Origin of the sequence: Bacillus sp. FJAT-18017 (assembly GCF_001278805.1) — a bacterium.
GTDB lineage: Bacteria > Bacillota > Bacilli > Bacillales > Cytobacillaceae > Bacillus_D.
Genome location: NZ_CP012602.1, coordinates 1877719 through 1890996 on the forward strand (window position 1 = coordinate 1877719; position 13278 = coordinate 1890996).

13 protein-coding genes are annotated in these 13278 nt (G+C 43.9%); 11 read left to right on the forward strand and 2 right to left on the reverse strand.

The window, feature by feature from the left end; translation table 11 throughout:
• The first annotated feature begins 327 nt into the window (after window positions 1-327).
• From AM500_RS08525 to yajC, 8 genes are all read left to right on the forward strand, one after another.
• On the forward strand, window positions 328-1320 hold the full coding sequence (locus tag AM500_RS08525; RefSeq protein WP_053598836.1) for a phosphotransferase: 993 nt from the start codon (window positions 328-330) through the stop codon (window positions 1318-1320).
• Between the two features lie 288 nt (window positions 1321-1608).
• A complete protein-coding gene (locus tag AM500_RS08530; RefSeq protein WP_053598837.1) occupies window positions 1609-2133 on the forward strand; it encodes a BofC C-terminal domain-containing protein in 525 nt (174 codons plus the stop codon).
• 211 nt (window positions 2134-2344) lie between these two features.
• The gene (gene ruvA, locus AM500_RS08535) at window positions 2345-2956 is read left to right on the forward strand and encodes a Holliday junction branch migration protein RuvA (protein WP_043934003.1); all 612 of its coding nucleotides are present in this window, start codon (window positions 2345-2347) and stop codon (window positions 2954-2956) included.
• 12 nt (window positions 2957-2968) lie between these two features.
• The gene (gene ruvB / locus AM500_RS08540; protein WP_053598838.1) at window positions 2969-3973 is read left to right on the forward strand and encodes a Holliday junction branch migration DNA helicase RuvB; all 1005 of its coding nucleotides are present in this window, start codon (window positions 2969-2971) and stop codon (window positions 3971-3973) included.
• The gene (locus AM500_RS08545; protein ID WP_043934001.1) at window positions 3970-4176 is read left to right on the forward strand and encodes a DUF2905 domain-containing protein; all 207 of its coding nucleotides are present in this window, start codon (window positions 3970-3972) and stop codon (window positions 4174-4176) included. Before ruvB ends, AM500_RS08545 begins: the two co-directional genes overlap by 4 nt.
• Window positions 4177-4231: 55 nt before the next feature.
• A complete protein-coding gene (queA, locus tag AM500_RS08550; RefSeq protein WP_053598839.1) occupies window positions 4232-5260 on the forward strand; it encodes a tRNA preQ1(34) S-adenosylmethionine ribosyltransferase-isomerase QueA in 1029 nt (342 codons plus the stop codon).
• 69 nt (window positions 5261-5329) lie between these two features.
• The gene (tgt, locus tag AM500_RS08555; RefSeq protein ID WP_053598840.1) at window positions 5330-6469 is read left to right on the forward strand and encodes a tRNA guanosine(34) transglycosylase Tgt; all 1140 of its coding nucleotides are present in this window, start codon (window positions 5330-5332) and stop codon (window positions 6467-6469) included.
• Between the two features lie 30 nt (window positions 6470-6499).
• A complete protein-coding gene (gene yajC / locus AM500_RS08560) occupies window positions 6500-6775 on the forward strand; it encodes a preprotein translocase subunit YajC (protein ID WP_081773082.1) in 276 nt (91 codons plus the stop codon).
• A 47-nt stretch (window positions 6776-6822) separates the two neighbouring features.
• On the opposite strand, the gene AM500_RS08565 is transcribed toward yajC, so the two are convergent.
• Complete coding sequence (locus AM500_RS08565) at window positions 6823-7221, reverse strand: TIGR04086 family membrane protein (protein ID WP_231688128.1); 399 nt, start codon at window positions 7219-7221, stop codon at window positions 6823-6825.
• Window positions 7222-7379: 158 nt separating this feature from the next.
• On the opposite strand from AM500_RS08565, the gene AM500_RS08570 reads away from it, so the two are divergent.
• Entirely contained in the window at window positions 7380-8042 is a 663-nt protein-coding gene (locus tag AM500_RS08570; protein WP_053598841.1) for a DUF421 domain-containing protein, read from the forward strand.
• Window positions 8043-8098: 56 nt separating this feature from the next.
• On the opposite strand, the gene spoVB is transcribed toward AM500_RS08570, so the two are convergent.
• The gene (gene spoVB / locus AM500_RS08575; protein WP_053598842.1) at window positions 8099-9658 is read right to left on the reverse strand and encodes a stage V sporulation protein B; all 1560 of its coding nucleotides are present in this window, start codon (window positions 9656-9658) and stop codon (window positions 8099-8101) included.
• 290 nt (window positions 9659-9948) lie between these two features.
• On the opposite strand from spoVB, the gene AM500_RS08580 reads away from it, so the two are divergent.
• Together AM500_RS08580 and secDF are read left to right on the forward strand one after the other, a co-directional pair.
• Complete coding sequence (locus tag AM500_RS08580) at window positions 9949-10245, forward strand: post-transcriptional regulator (protein ID WP_053598843.1); 297 nt, start codon at window positions 9949-9951, stop codon at window positions 10243-10245.
• A gap of 264 nt (window positions 10246-10509) precedes the next feature.
• Window positions 10510-12774, forward strand: coding sequence for a protein translocase subunit SecDF (secDF, locus tag AM500_RS08585; RefSeq protein WP_053598844.1), 2265 nt, complete (start codon window positions 10510-10512; stop codon window positions 12772-12774).
• Window positions 12775-13278: the final 504 nt, after the last annotated feature.

Consider the following 13278-nt stretch of genomic DNA (forward strand, 5'->3'; position numbering starts at 1 on the left):
AACAGCAATTCCCGATGATGGGAGGCCAAGCGCCATACGGAGGTGATCAGCAATTCCCAATGACGGGAGGGCAGCCGCAATACGGAGGCCAACAACTCCCAATGATGGGAGGCCAGCCGCCATATGGCGAGCAGCAAATGCCGTTCATGTCTGAGACAGGGCAGACTGGTAACGAAACCATCGGCGGTGATCAGGGTGCGATGAGAGAAAATGACTTCATCCCAGGCGTACCAAGGATTTTTTCCCCGCCATTGCCTTTTTCACAGCCACCGCTGTTGAATCCTTATGGAATTGGCCCTCTAAGTCCAGGCCAGCATGGATACTTTGATGAAAGCGCAGATTAAACGCACCAATCCGGGAGACGAGGACTTTTTGAATCGTCTCCTCTCTTATTTGGATCAACATATTTCTGCAACAATTCTTGCCATTGAGCCAATCCGTCCAAAGGTTCTGTTTTTAAAAACTTCCGCTGGAAATTTTATTCTGAAAGGCTATTCTTCGTATACCCGTTTAAAGCTAATGGAGTCTTTTACGAGAAGGCTTAAAGAAAGTGGGTTTACAGAAACGTATTCCTACATGGCATTTCCTGGCCTGGATCCGTTGTATTGGGATGGTTTATTTTATGGTTGTATGGAGTTTATTCCTCCGCATCCAAATACATTTAATTACTATTGGGAAGCTGACAGATTAAATGGAGCAAGGTTATTGACTAAATTCCACCGAATTTCACAAACTCTTGAAAAGGAGTTTCAATCCACGGTTCCTTCAGCAAGTCTTCTGGATAAGTGGGAGGAGAGACTTGATTGTTTTATAGCCAATAGGAAAGAAATCGGAAGATATCTTGATGAAACGATAGTAGCTGAACTAATTGAGTGGGCAAATCGGGCCTTGGATGGGATGAATGTTCAGGAGAGATTTTTGCAAGCGGAGATGCCCGCAGTGCTGCATGGAGATGTAGCCCATCATAATTTTATTCGGTCTAAGACAGGAAAGGTTTTTCTCATTGATTTCGACCTAATCAGCATCGGGTCGCCAGCGGTCGATTTTTTGCAGTATGCCAACCGCATTCTGCCTTATATTCGGTGGTCGTTGAAACACCTGTCCAAGTACACACAGATTGCACCTTATTTATATAATAAGGGTTTTTTATATGGACTTGTTTATCCGTCGGATATTTTAAGAGAATGGAATCGGGTCATGCGGGAACGGAACCCGCCCGATGCAGTGAGACTTAAGCAGGTTTTGGACCAAACGATGTACCAGTATGATGCAAGAAGGAAATTTGTATTTGATGTAAAGGAAAAAATTAAATCAGGTTAATCAAAGGCGATGCCCCAGGGTATTGCTTTTTCCCATTTAGATATTGTTGATTTATTAGCATTGTTGGTTGGAGAGGAAGGCGCGAAGACTCCTACGGGAGAAAAGGTCAGTGGGAGACCCCACAGGCGCTGGCGCCGAGGAGGCTCCCAGGCCGCCCGTGGAAAGCGAAGCGCCTGGAGCGGAAATCAACAACGTTGTTTAACATGCTTTCTGCTAAAAAGGATAATTAGGCAATAAAGGGAAAAGATAATAAAGGATTAGCAGTAATAAAAGGAAGAGGTGGGCAATATGAAACGGAAAACAGTATATTTTGTGGCTGCATTTCTGGTCCTTCTGGTAAGCGGGCTCATTTGTCCGGATATCAGGGCATTAGCAGATGAAAAAGCGATTTCGGAGCCTCTTCGTCTGAGCGTAACACTCGAAAAAATGTATGTTGATGGGGAAATCAGCCAGGAAAAGGTCGTTGAAACGGTAAAGTCCTGGGAGGATTTCTGGTCAAAATATGAGAATTGGACAACCGTTGATGTTGGCAAAAATTCGGTTGTTTTAAGGAAGCAAGTTGAGGATATTTCTCCTCTTTTAAAATCAAATGGTTATTTTGGGCTTGGACAGGGGAGAGTTCTGGCTATTTTTAATGGCAGGCCTCCATACTCTCAAATTATCCAATCTTTTTATCAAATTGATGTGAAAAAGTTAGAGAGCAGGAAGCACGATGAACTAAAAAGGGGAATCCCGATACGTACAAAGGATCAGTACGTAGAAGTGCTTGAAAGCTATAAGCCTTATTCGTCCTGCGAAAAAATTAGCCATTAAGGATTCATTTTATATAAAAGAGACCAGCGTATATTATGCCTGGTCTTCTTCCGTTTACTTGGGCAGTTTAACTTAACGAAGAATTTCATAATAACATTCCTACATGAGTTTTCTGGCAATTGAAGAAGTGTGCAGTGATGAGGAAACTTTTTTCAAATAAACAAAGATAGTATGGTAGAATGGAGTTCAGCATGGAAGAGGAGAGAAAAAAGTGTTTGATTTCATTCGCGGGAAACTGGACTTTGTTGGTCCGGAATACATAGTAGTAGAAAATGCAGGGATTGGCTGGCAAATATCGACGCCAAATCCTTTTGCCTATTCAAGTAAAATTGGTACAGACGTAACGGTCTTTGTCTATCATTATGTCCGGGAGGATGCTATGAGTCTTTTCGGATTTTCAAAAAGAGAAGAAAAAACGCTTTTCACCAAGTTATTAAGTGTTTCTGGAATTGGGCCTAAAGGAGCGCTCGCAATCCTGGCATACGGACAGCCGGAGCAGGTTGTATATGCGATTGAACAGGAAGACGAGGCGTTCCTAATTAAATTCCCGGGAGTAGGGAAAAAGACAGCCCGGCAAATGATACTGGATTTGAAGGGTAAGCTTAAAAACATTACGCCTTCATTATTTCCGGACCTGTTTAACCAGGACGGGGCAGGGTTTGTTCCGGCAGCTGGAAACAGCCAGCTTGATGAAGCAATTCTTGCGTTAAAGGCACTGGGTTATACAGAAAAGGAAGTAAATAAAGTATCGAAGGAATTGCAAAAAGAAGACCTGTCGACGGACCAATATATTAAAAAAGCCCTGCAGCGGCTAATAAAGTAAAGGTGATCGAGAGTGGATGAACGAGTGATTTCGAGCGAGGCGGACAAACAGGAGCTTATTTTTGAAACAAGTCTCAGGCCGCAGACACTCAAGCAATATATTGGGCAAGATAAAGTTAAAGCCAATCTTGAAGTGTTCATCAGCGCGGCAAGGATGCGGAAGGAAACACTTGACCATGTGCTTTTATATGGACCTCCAGGACTTGGAAAAACAACTCTTGCCGCAATTATTGCCAATGAGATGGGCGTGAATTTAAGGACCACCTCGGGGCCAGCCATCGAGAGGCCTGGCGATCTTGCTGCCATCCTTGCTTCACTTGAGCCTGGCGATGTATTATTCATTGACGAGATTCATCGGCTTCCAAGGGCAATCGAGGAAGTATTGTATCCGGCAATGGAGGATTTTTGTCTTGATATAGTGATTGGGAAAGGACCGGAAGCCCGCTCGGTGCGGATTGACCTTCCACCTTTCACACTTGTTGGCGCCACGACAAGGGCCGGTGCGATTTCCGCTCCGTTGCGGGATCGATTTGGAGTTTTGGCCCGCCTCGAGTATTATAAGGAAGAACAGCTAAGGGATATCGTTGAGCGGACTGCGATTATACTGGATACAGTAATAAGTCCAACAGCGGCTGCGGAAATTGCAAGAAGGTCTCGCGGGACTCCGAGAATTGCCAACAGGCTCTTGCGAAGGGTGCGGGATTTTGCTCAGGTGCGCGGCAATGGTGAAATTGACCAGGTACTAGCATCAGAGGCGTTAGAACTTCTTCAGGTAGACAGGCTCGGGCTAGATCATATTGATCATAAACTTTTGATTGGCATTATCGAGAAATTCCGGGGCGGACCGGTAGGATTGGATACGATTGCAGCTTCAATTGGCGAGGAATCCGACACAATAGAGGATGTATACGAGCCTTACCTTTTGCAAATAGGATTCTTGCAGCGTACCCCGAGGGGGAGAGTAGTAACCGACCTCGTTTATCGCCATTTTCATATGGAGGTGCCCGAAAAGAAATGACCCCATTTTCAAAGATGCTAATGGTAATTGGAGCCGTCATTTTCCTAATTGGTCTGCTTATGCCAATTTTTAATCTGGGCAAGCTGCCAGGTGATATTTTAATCAAAAAGGGCAATACTACCTTTTATTTTCCTGTTGTAACATCGATTGTTTTAAGTATTGTCCTATCGCTGATCCTTTTTGTCATCGGGAAGTTCAGATAAGCCCGTAAAGAGGGTCTAGATGGTATAAAACGTTATTATAGTAAGGGTGTAGCAAATGAAAGTGGATATTTTTGATTTTCATCTACCTGAAGAACTTATTGCCCAGACACCGCTTCTTGATAGGTCGGACAGCAGGCTGATGGTCCTGGATAAGCAGACAGGTGATTTGAAGCATGAGAAATTCAAGGCAATTAAGGATTATTTGAAGCCAGGCGACTGCCTCGTTCTAAACGATACAAAGGTACTTCCGGCAAGGCTTCATGGCGTTAAAAAGGATACAGGCGCGAACATCGAAATTCTTTTGCTCAAGCAGCTTGAAGGTGACAAATGGGAAACGCTTGTAAAACCTGCCAAGCGGGTAAAGGAAGGAACGGAACTGGAATTTGGGGAAGGCATCCTAAAAGCAGTCTGCACGGCTGAGGCCGAGCATGGCGGACGGGTCCTGGAATTCAACTATGAAGGCATTTTTTATGAGATCCTCGACTCGCTTGGTGAAATGCCGCTTCCTCCTTATATAAAGGAACAGCTTGATGATAAGGACCGCTATCAGACTGTTTATGCAAAAGAAAGAGGCTCGGCTGCAGCGCCAACCGCAGGCCTTCACTTTACCGAGGAACTCCTCGATGAAATCAAGGAGTTAGGTGTAAAAGCGGCGTTTATTACGCTCCATGTTGGCCTTGGCACATTCAGGCCAGTTAGCGTGGAGACAATAGCCGAACATGATATGCATTCCGAGTTTTATATCGTTTCGGAGGAAACCGCGCGGACGCTAAATGAAACGAGGGAGAGTGGCGGCAGGATCATCACTGTTGGAACTACATCTACGAGGACCCTCGAGACTGTTGCTTCCTCAAATAATGGGAAATTTAATGCTTCAAGCGGCTGGACCGATATCTTTATTTATCCTGGTTATGAATTTAAGGCTATTGATGGTATGGTGACCAACTTTCACCTTCCAAAATCAACATTAATCATGCTCGTTAGTGCACTTGCCGGCAGGGAAAATGTCCTTCATGCATATGAAACAGCAGTGAAAGAACGGTACAGATTCTTTAGCTTTGGCGATGCAATGCTGATTGTCTAGGAGTTTGTCTAGGTCCCTATTTTTTGCGCAAAATGAGCGCATTTCTTCAAATGGAAGGAGTACAATGCTTTGACAGCAATACGATACGAATTAATACACACATGCAAGCAAACCGGTGCCAGGCTCGGACGGGTCCATACCCCGCACGGCAGCTTTGATACACCGATGTTCATGCCAGTCGGCACACTTGCGACGGTCAAGACGATGTCACCTGAAGACCTCAAGGAAATGGGAGCCAAAATCATTTTGAGCAATACCTATCATCTATGGCTCCGTCCGGGACATGAAATTATCCGTGAAGCAGGCGGCTTACATAAGTTCATGAACTGGGACAGAGCTATTCTAACTGATTCTGGTGGTTTTCAGGTATTCTCATTAAGCGAATTCCGGAAAATTGAAGAGGAAGGTGTTCATTTCCGCAATCACCTGAATGGTGACAAGCTTTTCCTTTCCCCAGAAAAAGCGATGGAGATTCAAAATGCGCTTGGTTCAGATATCATGATGGCATTTGATGAATGCCCGCCATTCCCGGCAACCGAAGAGTATATGAAGAAGTCTGTGGAGCGGACTTCGAGATGGGCAGAACGCTGCCTGAATGCCCACCAGCGACCTCAGGACCAGGGGCTGTTCGGAATTGTCCAGGGAGGCGAGTTTGAACACCTTCGCAAACAAAGTGCTAGTGATCTTACAAGCCTTGACTTTCCTGGTTATGCTGTAGGGGGATTGTCAGTGGGGGAACCGAAGGATGTCATGAACCGCGTCCTTGAATTTACGACACCGCTTTTACCGGCCAACAAACCAAGATATCTCATGGGCGTTGGTTCTCCAGACTCCTTAATAGACGGGGCTATCCGCGGGATTGATATGTTCGACTGTGTGCTTCCGACAAGAATTGCCCGGAATGGTACACTAATGACCAGTACTGGCAGACTTGTTATCAAAAATGCAAAATATGCTCGTGACTTTGGTCCGATTGACGAAAATTGCAGCTGCTACACCTGCCGGAATTACAGCAGGGCCTATATCCGCCATTTAATCCGCTGTGAGGAAACGTTTGGTATCAGACTTACAACTTATCATAATCTGCATTTTCTGTTAGAATTAATGGAGCAAGTCAGACAGGCTATCAGAGAAGACCGCCTGGGAGACTTCAGGGAAGAATATTTTGAGCGTTACGGATTCAATAAACCGGATGCAAAAAATTTCTAAATATATAATTTTTGAAAGGAGGGAAATCATTTGGACGGAAATTTAATTGGTACTTTGGGACCGCTTATTCTTATGTTTGTCCTGTTTTACTTCCTGCTGATCCGCCCGCAGCAAAAGCGTCAGAAGGCAGTCCAGCAGATGCAAAGTGATTTGAAAAAAGGGGACCGTGTTGTAACAATCGGTGGCCTTCATGGCTTTGTCGATTCATTGGATGAGGACAAGGTAGTCATCCTTTGTGGCGATGGCAGCCGTCTTACATACGACCGTGCGGCTATCCGCGATGTTTCATCCGATTCTGCAAACTAAATGAAACATTAAAAAGGCATTCCGAGTGAATGCCTTTTTGCATATTTTTAAGCTGCTGTCCGTTTGGGACCAGCCAAATTGACGCCGAGGATACCGCCCATCATGGCAATCAGGATGTAGCAGACATGGTACACGATTTGCTCGACGTCGAACAGCTTATCGTAGCCGAGATATTGAAATAGAAAAATGATAAGTGAATAAATCATTCCGGTCAAACCGCCAAGCAACCAGCCTTTCTGCCCGGCCTTTCCACCCGATAGGAAGCCACCCCCGAACAACCCGATAAATGACATGGCTGTAATAATGTATTCAAGTGATACTTCCCTAACAGATGTGAACCTCAACAATAATGAAAAAATGAGTGAGCTGAATACCGCGAATACAAAAATGAACACCAGCCCGGATAGAATGCCTTTTCCCATGCTCCTTGTTTCGATTTTCACCATCTCCCTTCCATACACTCCAATCTTTGCCTAGTACAAGCATATTCACAAGAACCAGGAATAGAAGTCCCGTTTGAAAGAAACTTGGCAATAAGTACCTTACTTAATCGTGTTGAAAAGCGGAAACTAAACATGTTTAAACCTTGGAGGTGCTTTGGGCAATGGAACATTTGGAACTTCTGTTACGGACCATATTTTTGTACCTTGTCATCCTAATAACCTTCAGGCTGATGGGGAAGAGGGAAATTGGTGAACTTAGTGTTCTTGATCTGGTTGTGTTTATAATGCTGGCAGAGATTGCATCAATGGCGATTGAAAATACGGCAGATTCCATCTTTCACTCACTCATTCCAATGCTTGGGCTTGTCGGAATACAAATTGTGTTTGCTTACGTTTCATTAAAAAGCAAGTGGTTTAGGGATTTAATCGATGGCAGGCCAACAATTATTATCAACAAAGGCAATATTGATGAAAAGGCAATGAAAAAACAGCGCTATAATTTTGATGATTTGCTTGTACAACTGAGGGAAAAGGATATCCGAAATATATCAGACGTAGAATTTGCTATACTTGAAACATCCGGAAAGTTGTCCGTTTTTAAAAAAGAGCCAAAAGGAAACGGGAAGCGAGATCATTCAAAGGGTGATATTACAATGCCCCTCATTATTGATGGAAATATTCAGGAAGAAAATCTTAGACGAATTAATAAGTCAAAAGATTGGCTTTTAGAAGAACTTAATAAAAAAGGCGATTTGCAGGTAAAGGATATTTCATTTTGCAGCTATGATCAAGGAAAAATGTATGTCGATATAAATAACAAATAAAATGCTGGCTACCTAAATTGGGAGCCAGCATTTTTTTGGAAAAAATATCTTTCTCATTACGGAGTCAGCCTTGAAAGAAAGCCTCCAATCCAGGGAATCCGTTTTAACTCCTGCGGCCGGATAAGTTTAAGGAAAAGGATGAGCATTGAATAAATGGCTGCCATACTTATAGTGGAAATGACCACTTTGTTTAGCAACGAAATATCCGGAGAAAATCCATGGTAAATAAGAAAACCTGCATAGCCTGAAACGGCAATTACGACTAGAATTTTTAAATATTCCATTACATAAAAAGAAAATGAAATCCGTTTGAGGACAGTTGCAAAATGGAGAAGTGTAACCAGAACGGTTCCAGTCATCAATCCAAGTGCGACACCATTGATACCAAAGGCTGGCTGTGATGCGAGAAGGAAAATGACGGCTGTTTTGATAACCGCTCCAATCAGGCTATTAATCATGGCTGCCCTTGCCAGGTTCAAAGCCTGCAATGCTGCCTGCAGCGGCCCTTGATAATAATAAAATAAGAAGAACGGAGCCATCAGCCTGATAAATCCAGCCCCATTTGAGGATCCATACATCAATGTCATTAATGGGTCGGCAAGCACATAAAGAACAGCAACTGATATCCCCCCTGTTAAAATGGAAAAGCGCAATGCTTGCTGGAGGCGGTGTTCAATCAGCTTACTGTTGTTTTTAGAGTTTGCTTCGCTGATTGCCGGGACAAGTGAAGTTGCCAGTGAATATGTAATAAAAGATGGCAGCAACAGAAGCGGCATCGCGAAGCCGGTCAATGCGCCATATTGTTTAGTTGCGAGGGCCGTTGCTACCCCTGCAAGCCCAAGGCTATGCGAGACGACAATCGGCTCAAAGAACCAGGAGACAGACCCGATCAGCCTGCTGCCTGTTGTTGGGACTGCGACACTCATCAGCTCTTTAAAGGACTGCTTGCCTGATTTGACGAACTTGAAGAAATCCTTTCGTACCCTGAACTTTTTCTTTAATTTAAATGCGGTCATAAGATAGACTAAAGAAACAAGCTCACCAATTACGGCAGAAAGCATTGCCCCGGCGGCGGCGAATTCAATCCCATACGGAAGGAAGGTTTTTGTCATTACGGCAATAAGTGCAATTCTGAAGGTTTGCTCCAATATTTGCGAGTAAGCGGAAGGCTTCATATTTTGCCTGCCCTGGAAATAACCGCGCAAAACGGAAGAAACCGCGATGATGGGCACAACAGGAGCAATGGCAATTAACGGATAATACGTCCGGCTGTCTGTGAACAGCGTTTCTGCCAGCCATGGTGCGAGCAGAATCATCGCAGGTGTGAAAATGGCGGATAGAGTAAGAGTGGTAGCTAAGGAAACAACAAGAATCTTTTTTATTTTTCCGTATTCACCGCGGGCTTCTGCCTCAGCAATATTTTTTGAAATCGCCACCGGCAGGCCGAACTGAGTAATCGTAATGACGAGCACCAATGTCGGGTACGCCATCATATAGAGGCCGACACCTTCCTCACCGATGAAACGGGCAATTGCAATCCGATTGATGAATCCTAGCATTCTAGTAATAAATCCTGCGAGAAGCAGGATAACTGTTCCTTTTAAAAACTTAGACATTCGTTTCCCACCTTCTCAAAATAGTGGAGATAATATACAATTAACTATATGCACCGGGGTGGACAAACAGACATAGAGCATGTCAGAAAACTAAATATGAGTTATACTTTCATTCCATATTCATGGAAAGGGACTGTTTATCAAGCGGGAACAAGCAAAATAAGTTGATGGAGCGTAGCGGGACTATATAAGTGCCGATTATGGAATTTTATCTCTGCAAGTTTAATAGTGAGCGGCTATAATTAGCGAAGCTACACACAAAAGACAAACTGTTTCAGGAGGTTCCAATAATGGAATACGGGCATACATACGACCAGTACCGGGATCAGCTTTTTCCAGTCCTTGAAAGCAAGCTAGAGGAATTCCGTCTTCTTGGCAATGAATCAATCAACGAACAAGAGCTGTGGGGCTATCTTATTAAGAAGAAATGGAAAAAGGACAACGGGGAAAAGCTTCTCCATGAACTTGTCCAGGACATTTTGTCTGTTAAAGTTAGTGATTTCATCAGCTATGCGACTCAGGAAACATACAAGGAATCCCCGTTTTCCATGGATAATCAGGAAGAATGGAAGGAACTGCTCAAATAATTGAGGATATTTGTAGATTAATTGTTAGTAGAGATTGGGTTATTAATTCATGAAGAATCGGGTTGAAAAAGGCCATTAGCGGCTCTGCAGACCTGTTGCAGAGCCTTAATAAGTTTTTGCAGGAGTTTCTTCAAATCCAATTTTGTGTAAAAAATGTCATCTAAGTGGAATTGACAGGCTATTCCTTATAAATCATAATAATTCTATTGGACTTAAAATGTATTTACAGGTTAGCTTTGCCAGGAATTTAAGGAGGTTCATCACATGGTTAAACGCAACAGGATTGTGGCTTTCATCCTCATTGTCCTTATCGTGGGGAGCATTATAGGAGCCACATCCAAAAACATCTTGGGCAACATCAAGCTAGGCCTTGATTTGCAGGGCGGATTTGAAATCCTTTATGAAGTGAAGCCTGCAAAGGAAGGGCAAAAGATCAACCAGGAAGCACTGGCAAGCACAGCCGAAGCTCTGGACAGGCGTATTAACGTCCTTGGTGTCAGTGAACCAAATATTCAAATTGAAGGGGACGACCGAATCAGGGTGCAGCTTGCCGGGGTAACCGACCAGGCAAAGGCCCGGGAAATGTTGTCTACCGAAGCAAATCTTAGCTTCCGGGATGCAAATGATAAACTGATGATGGACGGAACCGACCTTGCGGAAAACGGTGCAAAGCAAACGTTTGACCAGCAGGGAAGGCCAGCCGTCTCTCTTAAATTAAAAAGCGCGGATAAGTTCCGCGAGGTAACACAGGAAATCGTGAACAACGCTCCGAACAATGTTCTTGTTATCTGGCTTGATTTTGAGGAGGGAGTCGATTCCTTTAAGGAGGAAATCGGAAAAGAAAATCCGAAATTCCTTTCTGCTCCTACAGTCAGCCAGGTTTTTAACGACAACGAAGTTTCCATCGAAGGACAATTCACACCTGACGAAGCCCAGACTCTCGCAAGCCTGCTGAATGCGGGGGCACTTCCAGTCCAGTTGGATGAGATTTATTCAACGTCGGTTGGAGCTAAATTCGGTGAAAAGGCTTTGGATGAGACGGTTTTTGCAGGAATTATCGGTGTTCTTGCTATTTTCATTTTCATGATTGCCTATTACCGATTCCCAGGTTTTATTGCGACAATTACTTTAACTATTTATCTATTTTTGACTTTGCTTATATTTGATTGGATGAACGTCGTCCTGACGCTGCCGGGCATCGCAGCCTTGATTCTCGGTGTCGGTATGGCCGTAGACGCGAACATCATTACGTATGAACGGATTAAAGAGGAAATCAAGGTTGGTAAAACAATCAAGGCGGCCTTCAAAGCAGGGAACGAAAACTCGCTCTCCACAGTTACAGATGCCAACCTTACAACCTTGCTCGCAGGTGTGGTCCTCTTTTTCTACGGGACAAGCTCTGTCAAAGGGTTCGCGACAAGCTTGATCATTGGTATTCTAGGAAGTTTCTTTACGAACGTTTATCTTTCAAGATGGCTGCTCGGCCTTTGGGTAAACAGCGGCTTCCTGAATAACAAGCCCGGCTGGTTCGGTGTTAAAAAGAGCGACATCCACGACATTGCTGAAGGCGTAGATACACTTGAACTTAAAACAAAGTTTGACAGAATTGATTTCGTACGTAACCGGAAGGCCTTCTTCATTGCATCCGGTGCAATCGTCGCTGTGGGCATTGTCATTCTGTTAATGTTCAGGCTGAATCTCGGCATTGATTTTACGCAAGGTACTCGTGTGGAGGTACTCTCGGATAAGCCTTTGACAACCGAACAGTTCTCGGCTGATCTCAAGAAGGTTGGTCTTGAAACTGAAGATATTGTCATCTCAGGGAATAACGACGAAATCGGCGTCGCTAGGTTTAAAGAAGAAATGTCCAAGGATGAAATCACTCAATTAAAACAGGGCCTTCATGATATATATGGCTCAGATCCAACTGTCAACAGTGTCTCGCCGACAGTCGGAAAGGAATTGGCAAAAAATGCTTTGATAGCTCTGGCGCTTGCATCACTGGGCTTGATCATTTTCGTTGCTTTCCGATTTGATCTCCCAATGGGGATATCAGCTATCATAGCCTTGCTGTTTGCGGCATTCTTCATCTTCCCGCTCTTTAGCATCATTCGCTGGGAAGTGGATATCACCTTCATTGCTGCCGTCCTTACCGTTATCGGTTACGCAATCAATGATACAATCGTTACCTTTGACCGGATGCGTGAGAACATGCAGAAACGCCGCCGCCTGAAGACGAAGGAAGAAATTGCCGATGTTGTTAATACAAGTATCAGGCAAACCCTCGGTCGTTCAATCAACACGGTGGCAATGGTTGCTTTGACTGTAGTAGCGCTTTTGTTTTTCGGTAGCGAGTCGATTCGCAGCTTCTCACTCGCTTTACTTGTCGGTCTAATTGTCGGCACGTACTCTTCCATCTATATCGCAGCACAGCTGTGGGTGGAATGGAAAACGCGCGAGTTGAAGAAGAAGGGTGTTCTCATCACTTACAAAGAAAAACGCAAATACAACGACCAGCCACAAGTCTAACCGCAGATTTTCTGCGGTTTTTCTTTTTGTGAAAGAAAGGCAGGGATACTTTCTTGCTATAAGTGAAAATCAGCTGGTAAGTTTTCTCTAGTGAACTCGGAGGTTCACTAGTTGTTTCGAGGAAAATAGTAGTACTACTCTGAGTAGTACTAAAAGTACTACGTGAAAAAACCAGCAATTTCTTGCTATAGGGGGGAATTTGCTGGTCGTTTTTATCTAGTGATACTCAGAGGTTCACTAGTTATCTAGAGAGGAAAATTAGTAATACTCTGAGTAGTACTAAAAGTACTACGTAAAAAAGCCAGTAAGTTCTTGCTATAAGGGAAAAACAGCTGGTCGTTTTTATCTAGTGATACTCAGAGAAACACTAGTCCCCAAACAGAAAAGACTAGTAGTAATTAAAAAATCCGCATGCCTTGGTTCCATTTCGCACATCTGAAATCCTTCAAACATAACCAATACACCTTATTGGTACCATTTTCCAGCAGTCGCGAAGTCCAAAAC